Below are 14,871 nucleotides of genomic sequence, written 5' to 3' on the forward strand. Positions count from 1 at the left end.
GTGCGCGTGGAATCCGAAATACCTCCGGTGACGAATTACTCACGGGAATGGAAACGTGTCGGGACCGGTTCACTCATGTACTCGGTCCCGCAGGGGCCGGAGGAGGGCATCGTGGGTAAGAACTACATCGACATCGAGAACGACCGCGGTGAGATGCTGCGGTACCGCAAGCACATCAACGGCCGCGGGCTCGTCGCCAACGGCGCGAAGGTGCACCCGACCGCGTTCGTCGAAGCGGGCGCGTACATCGAGCCGGGCGTCCAGATCGCCGCGGGTGCTTTCGTCGGCCGTGGCGCCTGGGTCGAAAGCGATGTCGTCATCGGGCCGAAGGCCCACATCGCACCGCACGCGCACATCGGCGCGAAGGCCCAACTCGGGCCGGGCGCGCAGATCGGTGTGCGCACGCAGATCGGCGAGGGCGCGAGTGTCGCGGGTGGGTCGCTGATCGGCGACGACCAGACCATCGCCGACGGCGAACGCGTCGCCACCGACCGCAAGGGTCTCCGCCTCGCTGCGTGAGACCGCGCCCGACCGCGTAGCCTGACGGGATGAGCGGACAGCGCGGCAAGGGGCGAGAACCGTCTCGCCGCGCGCCCGCGCGGACGCCCAAACCGGGTGCCGCACGCGCTCCGAAGCGTCCGACCCGGAGCGCGCCGGCCGCCCGACCGGCCTCTGCCCCCGAGCCCGCCGCCCTGCAGGGCCCCTTCCGGCTCGGCGCCATCCCGGGCGCGACCCCCGGCAAGTGGATCGACACGTGGCAGGAACGGATGCCGCGGAACCCCCTCGAACTCGTTCCCCTCGCCGTGGCGGGCCAGACCGAAGCCCTACGCCGCGGCGACGTCGACGCGGCGATCGTGCGGCTGCCGATCCCCACCGAAGGACTCCACGTCATCGCCCTCTACGAGGAGCGTCCCGTCGTGATGTGCGCACGGGACTCGCACCTGACGGCCGTCGACGAACTCTCCGCCGCCGACCTCGAGGGCGAGGTGCTGATCACGCCGGTCGACGATGTGCTGTCGTTCGCCGCGCCCGCGACGGTCGCGCCCCGTTTCGCGCCGCCGGAGACCACGGAAGAAGCCATCGCGGTCGTCGCCGCGGGAGTGGGCATCGTGGTCGTGCCGATGTCGCTGGCCCGCCTGCACCAGCGGAAGGACGTCGCGGTCCGCCCGCTCGTCGACGGCCCCGTCTCGCGCGTCGCTCTGGCGTGGGATGCGGAACGCACCGACCCGCTCATCGACACGTTCGTCGGGATCGTCCGGGGCCGTTCCGCGCGGTCCTCGCGCAGCTGACCGCGAACGTCACGGGCCGCGGCACCTAGACTTTCGGGATGGACTCCCGCCCGCTGCTGTACCTGTGCGTGCGTCCGGAGCAGCAGGCCGCCGTGGGCGAGTACGCGTCGTTCCGCGTTGCCATGGGCCTGGATGAGGAGTCCCTGCACGCCTGGGATCTCGTGTCCGACGCTCTTCCCGCGGACGCGCTGAAGCGCTACCGCGGTTTCGTCGTCGGCGGCAGCCCGTTCAACGTCGCCGAACCGGTGAAATCCGAGGGGCAGCGCCGGCTGGAGAGCGACCTCGAGCACGTCGCCGCCGCGGCCATCGCGTCCCGGACTCTCGCCATGTTCACCTGTTACGGCATCGGTGTGGTGACCCGGATGGGCGGCGGCGACGTCAGCCCCGACTACGCCGAGCCCACCGGCTCGACCACGATCGTCCTGACCGAGGCCGGCCGCCGCGACCCGGTGTTCGGGGTGCTTCCCGACCCCTTCGAGGCCTTCACCGCTCACAAAGAAGGGACGCTGCGACTCCCCGAGGGCGCGGTGCTGCTCGCCGCCAACGAGAGCTGCCCGGTCCAGGCCTACCGGCTGGGCGACGCGCTGTACGCGACGCAGTTCCACCCGGAGTTGACGCCCCGGGCCTTCACGGCTCGCATGGCGATCTATCGCGACGCGGGTTACTTCGAGGCATCCGAGTTCGATGCGGTCTCCGCTCGGGTGCTCGCCGCGCCCGTCGATGCCCCGGCGCGGATGCTGCGCGCGTTCGCTACGGCGTCCGTCGCAGCCGGCTGACGACGGTCACGGCGACGATCAGCACGGCCACGACGATCGCCGCGACACCGAGGACGGTGCTCTGCGGCTCGCCGCCGAGACGCCCGACGGCCACCCATGACAGACCCCAGGCGAGGGCTCCCGCCGGCGCGAGCCGGCCACCGCTGAGCCACCCGAGCAGCGACCCGACCAGGGCGACGACGACGAGCACCACGAGGCCCCACACTTCGGCGCCGGCCACCCACTCCGACGGCGCGATCTGCGTGAGCCACGCAGACACGTTCGCCACCGATGCGAGCGTCACCCACCCGAGGTGGAGCCCCGTGACGCCGTCGACGAGGATCGCGTCGAGGATGCTGCCGCGAGGCCGCTCGACCGTGCGGCGGAACACCACGCTGAGCGCCGCGAGCAGCAGGAAGATCGTGAGCACGGTGACGGGCAGCGTCGTGAACTGCGCCGCGACGAGCCACAGCCCGTTGAGGACCTCGGTCAGGGCGATGCCCCAGCCGAGCACGCGCTGACGCTCGTTGCGCTGTTGCGCGGGAAGCGCCTGCCAGATCGCGTAGGCGATCAGGCCCAGGTACACCAGCGACCAGATCGAGAACGCCGGTCCGGCGGGGGCGAGGAAAGAGCCGTCCTCGTCGAGCGCGCCGCCCTGGAGGTCCTGCACGGCCGTTCCGCCGAAGAGGCCCGTCCCCACCATCGCGGCGATCAGCATGAACACCGTCGCGGACAGGACGGTGATCTGACGAAGGAGGTCCCGGGGGGACGCGGCGGCGCTCATTCCCCCACGCTACGGATCGACGCGTTCCGACCCGTCGGGGCTTGACAGTCCCCGGCGGGTCGGCGGGTCGGCGGGGCGACGGCTCAGCGGCGGCTGGCCAGCACTCGCGCGGACTCGCGCTCGGCCTGCTCGTTCGGCTTTCCGGCCCGCGAGCCGGCGAGCTTCGCCCGGATGTGGTCGCCCACGGTGATGGGCGCGTAGAGGTCGGGGTGGTCGGCATCCACGCACGACGGCAGCGTCTCGATCACGGCGTCGACGTCGCCGTCGTGGAAGAACGCGGCGGACCGGCGGCGTTCGATCGTGCCGCCGATGACCGGCGGCTTCACGCGGTGCAGGGTCGACATCCAGCGCTCGTTCGTCCACCGGGCGGTCACATCGCCGAGGTTGATGAGCAGCGCGTCGTCGGCGGGTGAGACGTCGTTCCAGGAGCCGTCGGCACCGAGCACCTGCAGGCCCTTCACCTGGTCGGCCCACAGGATCGTCACGATCCCGTAGTCCGTGTGCTCCCCCATCCCGACGAGGTCTCCGTCGAGCGTCACGTCTGTTCCCGGCGGCAGGGCGTAGTTGTTCATCCGCATGACGTCGAGGGAGTGCCCGGTGCGCTCGACGAAGAAGTCCGGGGCGAGCCCCAGCGCGTCGGCGAAGATGCGCGTCATCGTGCGCGCCACCCGCGCCGCCTCACCGAAGTAGGCCTGCACCTGCGCCTCGAACCCGTCCACATCGGGCCACAGGTTCTCCGCGTAGTCGGGCTGCGGGAGCGCGTCGGCATCCGGATAGTCCGCCTGCCCCGCCCCCACGTTGAAGGCCTCGAAGAAGTCGTTCATCCGGCTCGCCTGCTCCACGCCGAGCGACAGGCTCAACGATTCGGACTTGGGCGGGCTGTAGCCGCGGTTGATCTGCGGCGGGGTGCGGTAGCTCTTCTTCTCCTCCAGGCTCAGCCCGAAGAACGCGTCCATCGCGCTCGTCAGGCCGTCGATGACGGCGTCCGGGATGCCGTGCCCGGTGATCTGGATGAAGCCGACCGTGCGGCAGGCATCGTCGATTTGACGGGCCACCTCCGCCCGCGCTTCGGGGGTTCCGCCCGTGATGTAGGGCGTGATGTCGACTGTGGGAACGTGGAAACTCATCGCAACTCCTCGATGGAGGTCGCCCCGAAGGGCAACCGTCGGATATCAGGCAGCCACTTCACGTGTGTCCCAGCAATGTCGGCGGTACCCTGCCGCGAGAGCTTTCGTTGACGCGAACGCTGAGGAGAGGTTAGAGCCCGGACGTTTCCTCCGCGTTACGGATGCCGAGGACCCACGACAGCGGCGGATTCCGGCGCGACGGTGACCGCCGCGTCCGCGATCGTCGCGTCGACCGTCGCGAGCAGCACGACGTCATCGTTCTCGTCGAGCGGAACGACCCAGGGCTCGGCCGACAGGTTCACCAGCACCGCGAGCGCGCCGCGGCGCAGCACGAAGCGGCGGGCGTCGGGAGCCGCATCCGGGTCCGCCGTCTCGCCGCCCAACTGCCCGAAGGCGGGGTCCGTCAGCTCCGGACGCTCGCGGCGCAGCCGCGCGAGATCGCGGTAGAGCTGCAGGAGGCGCGCGTGCTCGCCGTCCGCTGCCTCGGACCAGTCGAGGACGGACCGTCGGAACGTTGCGGGATCCTGCGGATCGGGCACGATCGACTCGTCCCAGCCCATTTCGGCGAACTCCGCCGTGCGCCCCTTCCGCACCGCCTCGCCGAGCCACTCCTCCGGGTGCGAGGTGAAGAACTGCCACGGCGTCGAGGCGCCCCATTCCTCGCCCATGAAGAGCATCGGCGTGCCGGGTGCGGTGAGCGTGAGCACCGCCGCCACCGCCAGTCGTTCGGGCGAGAGCGTCGCGGTCAGCCGGTCTCCGGCGGCGCGGTTGCCGATCTGATCGTGGTCCTGCGCGAACGTCACGAGACGCCAGGCCGGCACCTGCTCGGGGATCGGGTGGCCGTGATCGCGCCCGCGGAACGACGAGTAGGTGCCGTTGTGGAAGAACCCGTCCGCCCAGACCTTCGGGAGCGCATCGGGTTCGGCGAAGTCCGCGTAGTAGCCGACCGTCTCCCCCGTCAGGGCGACGTGCACCGCGTGGTGCCAGTCGTCGCTCCACTGCGCGGTGAGTCCGTAGCCGTCCGCCTCCCGAGGCAGGATGAGCGTCGGATCGTTCATGTCGGATTCGGCGATGAGCGTGAGCGGTCGCCCGAGGTGCGCCGAGAGGGCGTCGGATGCCTCGGCGAGTTCCCGCAGGATGTGCACGGGCTGCTCGTCGTGCAGGGCGTGCACCGCATCCAGCCGCAGACCGTCGACGTGGTACTCGCCGAGCCACATCAGCGCGTTCTCGACGATGTACGAGCGGACCGCCGCCTCGTCGAGGTTGACGGAATCGCCCCAGGTGTTGCGACTGCCCTCGCGGAGGTACGGGCCGTACTCGGGCAGGTAGTTGCCGGAGGGACCGAGGTGGTTGTAGACGACGTCCTGGATGACGGCGAGCCCCGCGGCGTGCGCGGCGTCGACGAAGCGCACGTAGGCCTCGGGGCCGCCGTACGCCTCGTGAACCGTGTACCAGAGCACTCCGTCGTAGCCCCAGTTGTGCACGCCGTTGAACCCGTTCACGGGCAGTAGCTCGACGTGCGTCACGCCGAGTTCGACCAGGTGTCCGAGCCGTTCGATCGCGGCGTCGAGGGTGCCGTCGGGAGTGAACGTGCCGATGTGCAGCTCGTAGACGAGACCGCCGGCGAGCTGCCGGCCGGTCCAGGCACCGTCGCGCCACGAGAACGCGGCAGCGTCGACGTACGCCGACGGTCCGTGCACACCCTCGGGCTGCCGACGCGAACGTGGGTCGGGGCGCAGATCACCGTCGTCGAGCACGAAACCGTAGCGCTCGCCATCCACGAGATCGACGTCGGCGCGCCACCATCCGTCCTCCGCGGCGCGCAGTTCGACGTCGGCGCCCTCCGCGTCGAAACCCAGCGCGCCGGAAGCATCGGCCACGCGCCGCATCCGAACCCGCTCCGCCTTCGGTGCCCAGACCTCGATCATGCGTGTTCTCTCTCCCCCGCGCTCGGCGGTCCGTTTCGTGCTGTTCTGATGCGGGTGCGCTCTGGTGCGGGTGCGCGTTCTGTGCGACGGAAAGCCGGCGCGGGGTCAGGACTCGCGCGTGAGCAGGGCGACGGGGTAGCGCTGCAGCAGGTCGGCGAGCGCGAACGCGCCGCCCGTGACACGTCGTCCGGTGAACGCGTCGCGCCACTGCCCCGCAGGCAGCAGGGCGATCGTGTCGTCCCATCCGCCGCGCTCCGCGAGCCCGACCGGCAGGCGGGTCGCCACGGCGATCGCCCCGCCGCGGTCGAACGCGACGGCGTGCTGCGCGGCGGCGCCCGTCACCGTCACGGGCGTGTACCGATCGAAGAGCTCGGGCCGATCGCGCCGGAGCCGAAGCGTCCGTGACGTCACCAGCAGCTTGGCCGCGCCCGATTCGTCGATCGCCGGCAGATCGCCGGACGCGATGCCCGCATCGATCTCCGCGAGCAACTCGGCGCGCAGCGCGAAGTCGACCGGGCGACGGTTGTCGGGGTCGACGAGCGACTGCTCCCAGAGTTCGGAGCCCTGGTAGACGTCGGGCACGCCGGGGCCGGCGAGCTGCAACACCTTCGCCGCGAGCCCGTTCGACCACCCGGCGGCCTGGATCTCGGCGACGAAGGACTCGAGGATCGGGCGGGCAGGGCCGTGGGCGGCATCCACGAGGGCGTGCATGCGCGCCTCGAAGTCCGCATCCTGATCCCACCAGCCGGTGGCCTCGGCCGCTTCGCGCGCGGCCTTCTCGGCGTAGGCATGCAGGCGATCGGATGCGGCCGGCCACGCGCCGACGACCGCCTGCCACAGCAGGGAGTCGAAGGGGCCGTGTCCGGTCGAGGCGACGGCGCGGAGCTCACCGAGCACCTCGGCCCAGCGCTCCGGGATCTCGGCCAGCACATCGAGGCGGGCGCGGACGTCTTCGCCGCGCTTCGTGTCGTGCGTGGAGAGGGCCGTCATCGCCGCGGGCCACGCGGCCTGCCGTCGCATCTGCTCGTCGTGGAATGTCTCGACCGGGATCGCGAACACCGCGGGGTCTCCGCCCACCTCGGTCAGCGAACCGAGGCGCGTGAAGCGGTAGAACGCGGTGTCCTCGACGCCCTTCGCCATCACGGGCCCGGTCGTCTGCTGGAAACGCTGCGCGGCCTCCTCGGACGGGTCCGCGAGTACCGGCGCGAGGGCGGCGATCGCGCCAGCGAGGTCGAGACGCCGGGCCGCTGCATCCGCGAGCGCAACGGTGAGCTGTTCGCGTCCGGCGGGGAGGTAGGAACGGTAGACCGGGAACGACGCGAGGATCTCGGCGAGTGCGTCTTCCGCGTCGTCGATCGGATGCGGAAGCAACCGCACGAGGCGACGGATCTCGGCCACTTGGATCGTGTCGGCGATCATGCGCTTGGTCGTGTGGATGAGGTCGGTCCAGCTCTGGCCGGGAGCGAGACCGGTGCCTTCCCGCAGCTGCGCATCGAGGCGATCGAGCGCGGCTTCGCCGGCGGGGTCGACGAGGACGCGGTCGATCACGCCGAGCGCGTCGTACCCCGTCGTCCCGTCGGTCGCCCACCAGGACGGCAGGCTCTCACCGTGCTCGAGGATCTTCTCCACCAGCGTGTACACCCGACCGGATGCCTCGGCCAGCTGGTCGAGATAGCCGCCCGGGTCGCGGAGACCGTCGGGGTGATCGATGCGCAGGCCGTCCACGAGCCCCTCGCGCACCCACCGCAGGATCTCGGTGTGCGTCGCCTCGAAGATCTCGGGCAGTTCGACGCGCACACCGGCGAGCGTCGTCACGGCGAAGAACCGCCGGTAGTTCAGATCGGTCGCTTCCGTGCGCCAGAAGGCCAGCGTGTAGTGCTGGCGACCGAGCACCTCGAGCGGTGCGCCGACCGCTCCCGGATCGATGCCGTCGAGCGACCCCGGGGCGAGGGGGAAGGCATGCTCGAAGTAGCGCAGCAGACCGTCCGGAGCGTCGTCGGCCGGCGCGGTGTCGAGAGTGAGATCGCTCGCGACCTCCTCGAGCGGAGCGCCCAGCACGGGCACGAGCACGCGCCCGCCGCCCGCATCCCAGTCGATGTCGAACGCGGCCGCGTGCGCCGACCCGCGCCCGAGACGGAGCACGTCCCACCACCACGGGTTCTCGCGCGGTGCGGAGATGCCCATGTGATTCGGCACGATGTCGACGAGCACGGGAAGACCCGCCTCGTGCGCGGCAGCCGAGAACGCCGCGAGACCGGCCGCGCCGCCGCGCGCGGGGTCGACGCGGCTCGTGTCGACGACGTCGTAGCCGTGGTCGGACCCGGTCGTCGCCTGCAACAGCGGCGACAGGTACGCCCACGAGACACCCAGATCGCGCAGGTACGGCACGACCTCGGTCGCCGCATCCAGATCGAACGACGGTCGGATCTGCAACCGGTAGGTCGAGAGAGGCCGCACGCCGTTACCTCGGCAGCTCGGACTTCGGCGCCGCGCTCGGCACCTCGTCGATCGTTCCGGTCATGTTCTGGGCGAGCGAGGCGGCGACGGAGTGGTCGATCTCCACCTCGGCGCCCTGGTGCTCGCAGAGCACGATGAGCGACTTCGCCCCCACGGGGAGCACGTCGCCGGGGTCGGCCGGACGCGTGTTCGCGTGCTTGCCCGCCGTGTCGACCAGCACGTCCCAGCGCGGCGAGAACTCGACGTCGGGGAGTGTGAAGTCGACGTCGTCGTCGCCCGCGTTGAACAGCACGATGAAGTGCTTGTCGCGGATGGTCTCACCCCGACGGTCGCGTTCACGGATGCCGTTGCCGTTCAGGAAGACACCGACCGCGCGGCCGAATCCGGAGTCCCAATCGGAGGGCTCCATGACGGAGCCGTCGGGGCGGAGCCACACGATGTCGGGGATGCGCTCGTCTTCGCGGCGGACGGGCCGGCCGTCGAAGAAGCGGCTGCGCCGGAAGGTCGGGTGCTCGCGGCGCAGGCGCGCGACAGCGGCGGTGAACTCCACGAGCGGCTGGTCGACGTGCTCCCAGTCCACCCAGGTGAGTTCGTTGTCCTGCGCGTAGCCGTTGTTGTTGCCCTGCTGCGTGCGACCGAGCTCGTCGCCGTGCAGCAGCATCGGGACGCCCTGGCTGAGCAGCAGCGTCGCAATGAAGTTGCGCTGCTGGCGTGCGCGCATCTCCAGGATCGCGGGATCGTCGGTCGGGCCCTCGACGCCGAAGTTCATCGAACGGTTGTGGGATTCGCCGTCGTTGCCGTCTTCGCCGTTGGCGTCGTTGTGCTTCTCGTTGTACGACACGAGGTCGCGGAGCGTGAAGCCGTCGTGCGCCGTGACGAAGTTGATGGATGCCACCGGTCGGCGTCCGTCGTGCTCGTACAGGTCGGCGGAGCCGGTGAGCCGCGACGCGAACTCACCGAGCGTCGACGGCTCGCCGCGCCAGAAGTCGCGGACGGTGTCGCGGTACTTGCCGTTCCACTCGGTCCACTGCGGCGGGAAGTTGCCCACCTGGTAGCCGCCGGGGCCGATGTCCCAGGGCTCGGCGATGAGCTTGACCTGCGAGACCACCGGATCCTGCTGCACGAGCTCGAAGAACGCGGCGAGGCGGTCGACGTCGTAGAACTCGCGGGCGAGGGTGGCTGCCAGGTCGAAGCGGAAGCCGTCGACGTGCATCTCCAGCACCCAGTAGCGCAGCGAATCCATGATCAGCTGCAGCGCGTGCGGGTTGCCGACGTTCAGGCTGTTGCCCGTGCCCGTGTAGTCCGTGTAGTACCGCTTGTCGTCGTCTTCGAGGCGGTAGTAGGCCTGGTTGTCGATGCCGCGCATCGAGAGCATCGGGCCCATGTGGTTGCCCTCGGCGGTGTGGTTGTAGACCACGTCGAGGATGACCTCGATGCCCGCCGCGTGGAGGGCCCGCACCATCCCCTTGAACTCCTGCACCTGCTGGCCGAGCTCGCCCGTGGACGAGTACGTGTTCTGCGGGGCGAAGAAGGCGATCGTGTTGTAGCCCCAGTAGTTGGAGAGGCCCTTCTGCTGCAGGGTGTCGTCGTTGACGAACTGGTGCACCGGCATCAGTTCGATCGCCGTGACGCCGATCTTCTTCAGGTGCTCGATGATGACCGGGTGCGCGATGGCGCTGTACGTGCCACGGATCTCATCCGGGATTCCGGGGTGGCGCTCGGTGAGACCGCGCACGTGCGCTTCGTAGATGAACGACTCCGAGTACGGCGTCTTCGGCTGGCGATCCCCGCCCCAGTCGAAGAAGGGGTTCACCACGACACCCTTCATCATGTGTGCGGCGGAGTCCTCGTCGTTGCGCGAATCCGGGTCGCCGAACGTGTAGCTGAAGACGGCCTGGTCCCAGTCGACCTGCCCCTCGACGGCCTTCGCGTACGGGTCGAGCAGGAGCTTGTTCGCGTTGAAGCGGTTGCCGGATGCCGGGTCGTACTCGCCGTGGATGCGGTACCCGTAGCGCTGACCGGGCGCGATGTTCGGCAGGTAGGCGTGCCAGACGAACGCATCCACGTCGATCAGGTCGACGCGGGTCTCCGTGCCGTCTTCATCGAAGAGGCACAGCTGGACGCGTTCGGCGCCCTCGCTGAAGATGGCGAAGTTGGTGCCGTTGCCGTCGAAGGTGGCACCCAGCGGATAGGTCGATCCCGGCCACGTCTGCACGTTGTCCCCTTGCTGTGGAAGGGGTTCCACATTAGTCGGGTCGGCGGGCGCGGAAATGTCGGTCATGGGTCGAGCCTCGCGGATGCGGCCGCACCGGGTCGGGGGCTTGACGGGGCGCCCGCGGAGACCCCGGTGCGCACCGCGCTACGCGCGCTCGGGCGGCGTGCGGAGCAGGGCGATGCGTTCGCGGAGATATCCCTCGAGCGGCTGGTACGCGCCTGACGCGCTCCAGCGCACGGCCGGGCGTCCGTCGCGAACCGCCAGCGGGCCGGATGCGGCGCCGCGATCCAGTGCGGACGGGTCGAGCACGGTCCACCCGATGTGGACGGCCACCCCCTCGGGAAACCCTCCGCGGAAGGCGGCCGCGGCGATCGCCGCGCGCTCACGCTGGGACTCGGCGGCGAAGCCCCGCCGCACCTCCTCCCGGGCGCGGATGATGTCTCCCGTGCCGAGCACCGCATCGTCCGTCACGAGCAGGACCCCGAGATGCCAGGCGGTGCCGGCCGAGGCGACCCGCGGCGCGCGCGGCACACCCAGGATGCGGCGCGGCGTGGTCCACTGGCCGAGGTTCTCCGTGGGCAGGTCGGCGAGCGCGCGGCGGGCGTCCGCGAACAGCTCCTCGACCTCGCTCATATCCTCATTGTGCCGCGTCTGCGGCCACCGCTCGCGGTGGCCCGTGGGCGATCAGACGCGCAGGGTGTGCGGAGGGCGCGGGCCGTGCAGTTCGCGGTGCAGGCGCTCCATCCGGTCATCGAGAGCGGCGGCATTGTCGGCCGCATCCTTCAGCTCGTCGATCAGGCGCCCCGGCACCTGCCGGTCGTACTTGTAGTAGATCTTGTGCTCGAGGCTCGCCCAGAAGTCCATCGCAATGGTGCGGAACTGCACCTCGACCGGCACCCGCATGGGCCCCGTCGACAGGAAGACCGGCACCTCGACGATCGCGTGCAGACTCTTGTAGCCGTTCGGCTTGGGCGCCGCGATGTAGTCCTTCACCTCGCGGACGGTGATGTCGTCCTGCTGCGTGAGCAGGTCGAACAGCCGGTAGGCGTCGGCGGTGAAACTGCACGTCACGCGCACACCGGCGATGTCGGTGATGTGCGCCCGGATCGACTCGAACCCGGGGTCGATCCCCTTCCGTCGCACCTTGTCGACCAGGCTGTCAGGGGTCTTCACCCGGCTCGACACGTGCTCGATCGGGTTGTACTCGTGCATCAGGAGGAACTCGTCGCGAAGGATCGAGAGCTTCGTTTCGATCTCCTGCATCCCGAATCGGTACTCCAGGAGGAACCGCTGCAGTTCATCGCGTGCGGCACGCAGTTCGACGGCGGAAACCGTGATCTGCCCGTCATCGAGCGGGATGGTCATGCTCTCGACCCTAGGTGCCCCACTTCGGCGGGCGCTGGGAGTGCGGGGGCTCGCCGCTCCTGGCCGACCGCGAGACAGCATTCTCGCAACGAGACCGCGGCTCCGAGCCAACGTCTCGTTGCGCAACTGCAGTCTCGCGGTCGATGGGGGGTCAGGCGGGGAGGGGGGTCAGGCGGGGCGCAGCCGGGCGGCCTGGCGGGCGGCGCCGAGCGCCACGTACTCGCCGGGTGCGGGCACCTCGACGGGCATCCCGAAGATCAGCGGCGCGACGCGGCGCACCGCCTCGGACTGCGCGCCCCCGCCGATCAGGAGCGCCCGCTCGAGCGGAACGCCGAGCTCGCGCAGCGCGTCGAGCCCCGCACCGAGACCGTGCAGCATCCCCTCGACCGCCGCGCGCGCGAGGTTCTCGCGCGTCGTCGAGGCGAGCGTCATGCCGTACAGCGAGGCGTTCGCATCCGGCAGGTTGGGGGTGCGCTCCCCCTCGAAGTACGGCTCGAGCAGCAGCCCGCCGGCGCCCGGCTCGGCGGCGAGCGCGAGCGCGCTCAGACCCGCGTGGTCGGTGCCGAGCAGGCGCGCGATGGCGTCCAGCACGCGGGCGGCGTTCAGCGTGACGACGATCGGCAGGAAGTGGCCGTCCGCATCCGCGAATCCCGCGACCGTGCCGGTCGGGTCGATCGTCGGCTCCGCACTCACCGCGAACACCGTGCCGCTGGTTCCGATCGACACGACCACATCGCCCGGACCCGCGCCGACGCCGAGCGCCGCGCCCGCGTTATCGCCCGCGCCGGGGCCGACGCGGCGGCCGTCCGCATCCGTCACCCACCCCTCCGGTCCGAGCACGCGCGGCAACACCGCGTCATGACCGAGCGCCGCGACGAGCAGCTCGCGGTCGTAGCCGCCCGTGTCGGGCGACCAGTACCCCGTGCCCGACGCATCGGAGCGGTCGGTGATGAGTTCGTCGAGCACCGGGCCGTGCGCGGATTCGCCGTCGGGCCCGAAGCCGCGCAGGCGCCAGGTCAGCCAATCGTGCGGCAGCGCGACGGCGGCGACGCGCGCGGCGTTCTCGGGCTCGTGATCGCGCAGCCAGCGCAGCTTCGTGATCGTGAACGAAGCCACCGGCACGAGGCCCGTGCGCCGAGCGAGCGCGTCGGCCCCGAACTCCGCGATGAGGTCGGCGGCCGCACCGCCCGAGCGGGTGTCGTTCCAGAGCAGCGCCGGACGGATGACGCGGCCCTCCGCATCCAGCGCCACCATGCCGTGCTGCTGCCCGCCGACCGCCCACGCGTCGACGCCGGAGAGCCCGCCCGCCTCCGCGATCGCCGCCTGCAGCGCGACCCACCATGCATCCGGGTCCACCTCGGTGCCGTCCGGATGCGGCGACCGCCCTTCGCGGACGATCGCCCCCGTCGCACTGTCGACGACGATGACCTTGCAGGACTGGGTCGACGAGTCGACTCCCATGACGAGCGCCATCCGCGCTCTCCTTCCTTCGTGCGTTCTCCCCCGGCCCCGACCCTCCCGCGGCCCTCCCGCCCGCGCGATTACCCGCGAGACGGGATCTTCGCGCCGAAACGTCGGGGTTACCCCACTGTCTCGGCGCGAAGATCCAGTCTCGCGGTCGGGGAAGGGTCGGGGAAGGGTTGGGGAAGGGTTGGGGAAGGGTCGGGGAAGGGCTAGGCAGGGCCGGGCGGATGCGGTCAGCGAGCGCCGAGCAGGTGCTCGGTCGCGAGTTGCTGCAGGCGCACGAAGCCGCCACCCTTGCCGCCCAGGTACACGTCGGCGTCGAAGTCCTCGTAGGCCGAACGATCGGCGAGGAAGTCGTCATAGGACTCTCCCTCGTGGAGCGTGGGCACCGAGAGCTCGGCGACCCGTGCCGCCTCGAGCGCCTCCTGCACCTCGGGGTCGGCGCGGAAGGCCGCCGCGCGCTCCTTGAGCAGCAGGTAGGTGCGCATATTGGCCGCGGCCGACTCCCACACGCCCTTCTCATCCTCGGTGCGGCTCGGCTTGTAGTCGAAGTGCCGCGGGCCGTCGTAGGCGGGCACTCCGCCGGGTCCGCCGTTCTCGAGCAGGTCGACGAGCGCGAAGGCGTTGTGCAGGTCGCCGTGCCCGAAGACGAGGTCCTGGTCGTACTTGATGCCGCGTTGACCGTTCAGGTCGATGTGGAAGAGCTTGCCGTGGAAGAGCGCCTGCGCGATGCCCGCGGCGAAGTTCAGCCCGGCCATCTGCTCGTGGCCGACCTCGGGGTTGACGCCGACGAGCTCGGGGCGCTCGAGCGAGTCGATGAACGCGATCGCATGGCCGAGCGTCGGCAGCAGGATGTCGCCGCGCGGCTCGTTGGGCTTCGGTTCGATCGCGAAGCGGATGTCGTACCCCTTGTCGGTGACGTAGTCGCCGAGCAGGTTGACGGCCTCGCGGTACCGCTCGAGCGCGGCGCGAACATCCTTCGCGGAGTCGTACTCGGCGCCCTCGCGGCCACCCCACATGACGAAGGTCTTCGCGCCGAGTTCGGCACCGAGGTCGAGCTGGCGGAACACCTTGCGCAGGGCGAACCGGCGCACGTCCCGGTCGTTCGCGGTGAACCCGCCGTCTTTGAACACCGGGGCGGAGAAGAGGTTCGTGGTGACCATCGGAATGATGAGCCCGGTGTCCTCGAGCGCGCCCTTGAGGCGATCGATCTGGGTCTGCCGTTCGGTCTCCGACGAGCCGAAGGCGAAGAGGTCGTCGTCGTGGAACGTGAGCCCGTACGCCCCCAACTCCGAGAGCTTCTCGACCGCGTGCACGACGTCGAGCGGCGGCCGGGTGGGCCCACCGAACGGGTCGGTGCCGTTGTAGCCGACGGTCCAGAGGCCGAACGAGAATTTGTCGTCGCGCGTGGGTGAAGACATGACGCTCCTTTGCGAATGTGCGGGGCGGGGTGCACCCGAATAAGTTGTGCTCGCCAACATACTACA

12 protein-coding genes are annotated in these 14,871 nt (G+C 70.4%); 3 read left to right on the forward strand and 9 right to left on the reverse strand.

Annotation, left to right across the window (positions count from 1 at the left end):
• Nucleotides 1–111: 111 nt before the first annotated feature.
• Genes LMI96_RS08155 through LMI96_RS08165 form a run of 3 tightly spaced genes read left to right on the forward strand, consistent with a single transcriptional unit; the run spans nt 112 to nt 2,065 of the window.
• Entirely contained in the window at nt 112–519 is a 408-nt protein-coding gene (locus LMI96_RS08155) for a transferase (RefSeq protein WP_223722395.1), read from the forward strand.
• A gap of 29 nt (nt 520–548) precedes the next feature.
• Nucleotides 549–1,289, forward strand: coding sequence for a LysR substrate-binding domain-containing protein (locus LMI96_RS08160; protein ID WP_228361109.1), 741 nt, complete (start codon nt 549–551; stop codon nt 1,287–1,289).
• A gap of 38 nt (nt 1,290–1,327) precedes the next feature.
• Nucleotides 1,328–2,065 carry a GMP synthase gene (locus tag LMI96_RS08165; RefSeq protein ID WP_228361110.1) on the forward strand — a complete coding sequence of 246 codons (738 nt, stop codon included), beginning with the start codon at nt 1,328–1,330 and terminating at the stop codon, nt 2,063–2,065.
• On the opposite strand, the gene LMI96_RS08170 is transcribed toward LMI96_RS08165, so the two are convergent.
• From LMI96_RS08170 to xylA, 9 genes are all read right to left on the reverse strand, one after another.
• The gene (locus LMI96_RS08170) at nt 2,040–2,828 is read right to left on the reverse strand and encodes a tryptophan-rich sensory protein (RefSeq protein WP_228361111.1); all 789 of its coding nucleotides are present in this window, start codon (nt 2,826–2,828) and stop codon (nt 2,040–2,042) included. The two genes, LMI96_RS08165 and LMI96_RS08170, sit on opposite strands and share 26 nt — an antisense overlap.
• Before the next feature lie 83 nt (nt 2,829–2,911).
• Nucleotides 2,912–3,955, reverse strand: a complete 1,044-nt coding sequence (locus LMI96_RS08175; protein ID WP_228361112.1) for an isopenicillin N synthase family oxygenase — start codon at nt 3,953–3,955, stop codon at nt 2,912–2,914.
• 155 nt (nt 3,956–4,110) lie between these two features.
• A complete protein-coding gene (gene treZ / locus LMI96_RS08180) occupies nt 4,111–5,883 on the reverse strand; it encodes a malto-oligosyltrehalose trehalohydrolase (protein WP_228361113.1) in 1,773 nt (590 codons plus the stop codon).
• Between the two features lie 105 nt (nt 5,884–5,988).
• Entirely contained in the window at nt 5,989–8,340 is a 2,352-nt protein-coding gene (gene treY / locus LMI96_RS08185) for a malto-oligosyltrehalose synthase (RefSeq protein ID WP_228361114.1), read from the reverse strand.
• A gap of 4 nt (nt 8,341–8,344) precedes the next feature.
• The gene (gene glgX, locus LMI96_RS08190) at nt 8,345–10,555 is read right to left on the reverse strand and encodes a glycogen debranching protein GlgX (protein ID WP_228361465.1); all 2,211 of its coding nucleotides are present in this window, start codon (nt 10,553–10,555) and stop codon (nt 8,345–8,347) included.
• A 144-nt stretch (nt 10,556–10,699) separates the two neighbouring features.
• Nucleotides 10,700–11,188 (reverse strand): glutaminase, encoded by a 489-nt coding sequence (locus tag LMI96_RS08195; RefSeq protein WP_228361115.1) that lies wholly within the window; start codon nt 11,186–11,188, stop codon nt 10,700–10,702.
• Between the two features lie 51 nt (nt 11,189–11,239).
• Nucleotides 11,240–11,920, reverse strand: a complete 681-nt coding sequence (locus LMI96_RS08200) for a GTP pyrophosphokinase family protein (protein WP_228361116.1) — start codon at nt 11,918–11,920, stop codon at nt 11,240–11,242.
• 168 nt (nt 11,921–12,088) lie between these two features.
• Complete coding sequence (xylB, locus tag LMI96_RS08205) at nt 12,089–13,393, reverse strand: xylulokinase (RefSeq protein WP_228361117.1); 1,305 nt, start codon at nt 13,391–13,393, stop codon at nt 12,089–12,091.
• Nucleotides 13,394–13,617: 224 nt separating this feature from the next.
• Nucleotides 13,618–14,805, reverse strand: coding sequence for a xylose isomerase (xylA, locus tag LMI96_RS08210; RefSeq protein WP_228361118.1), 1,188 nt, complete (start codon nt 14,803–14,805; stop codon nt 13,618–13,620).
• Nucleotides 14,806–14,871 lie beyond the last annotated feature (66 nt).

The sequence above is a fragment of the Microbacterium sp. cx-59 genome (assembly GCF_020805625.1).
Classification (GTDB): domain Bacteria; phylum Actinomycetota; class Actinomycetes; order Actinomycetales; family Microbacteriaceae; genus Microbacterium.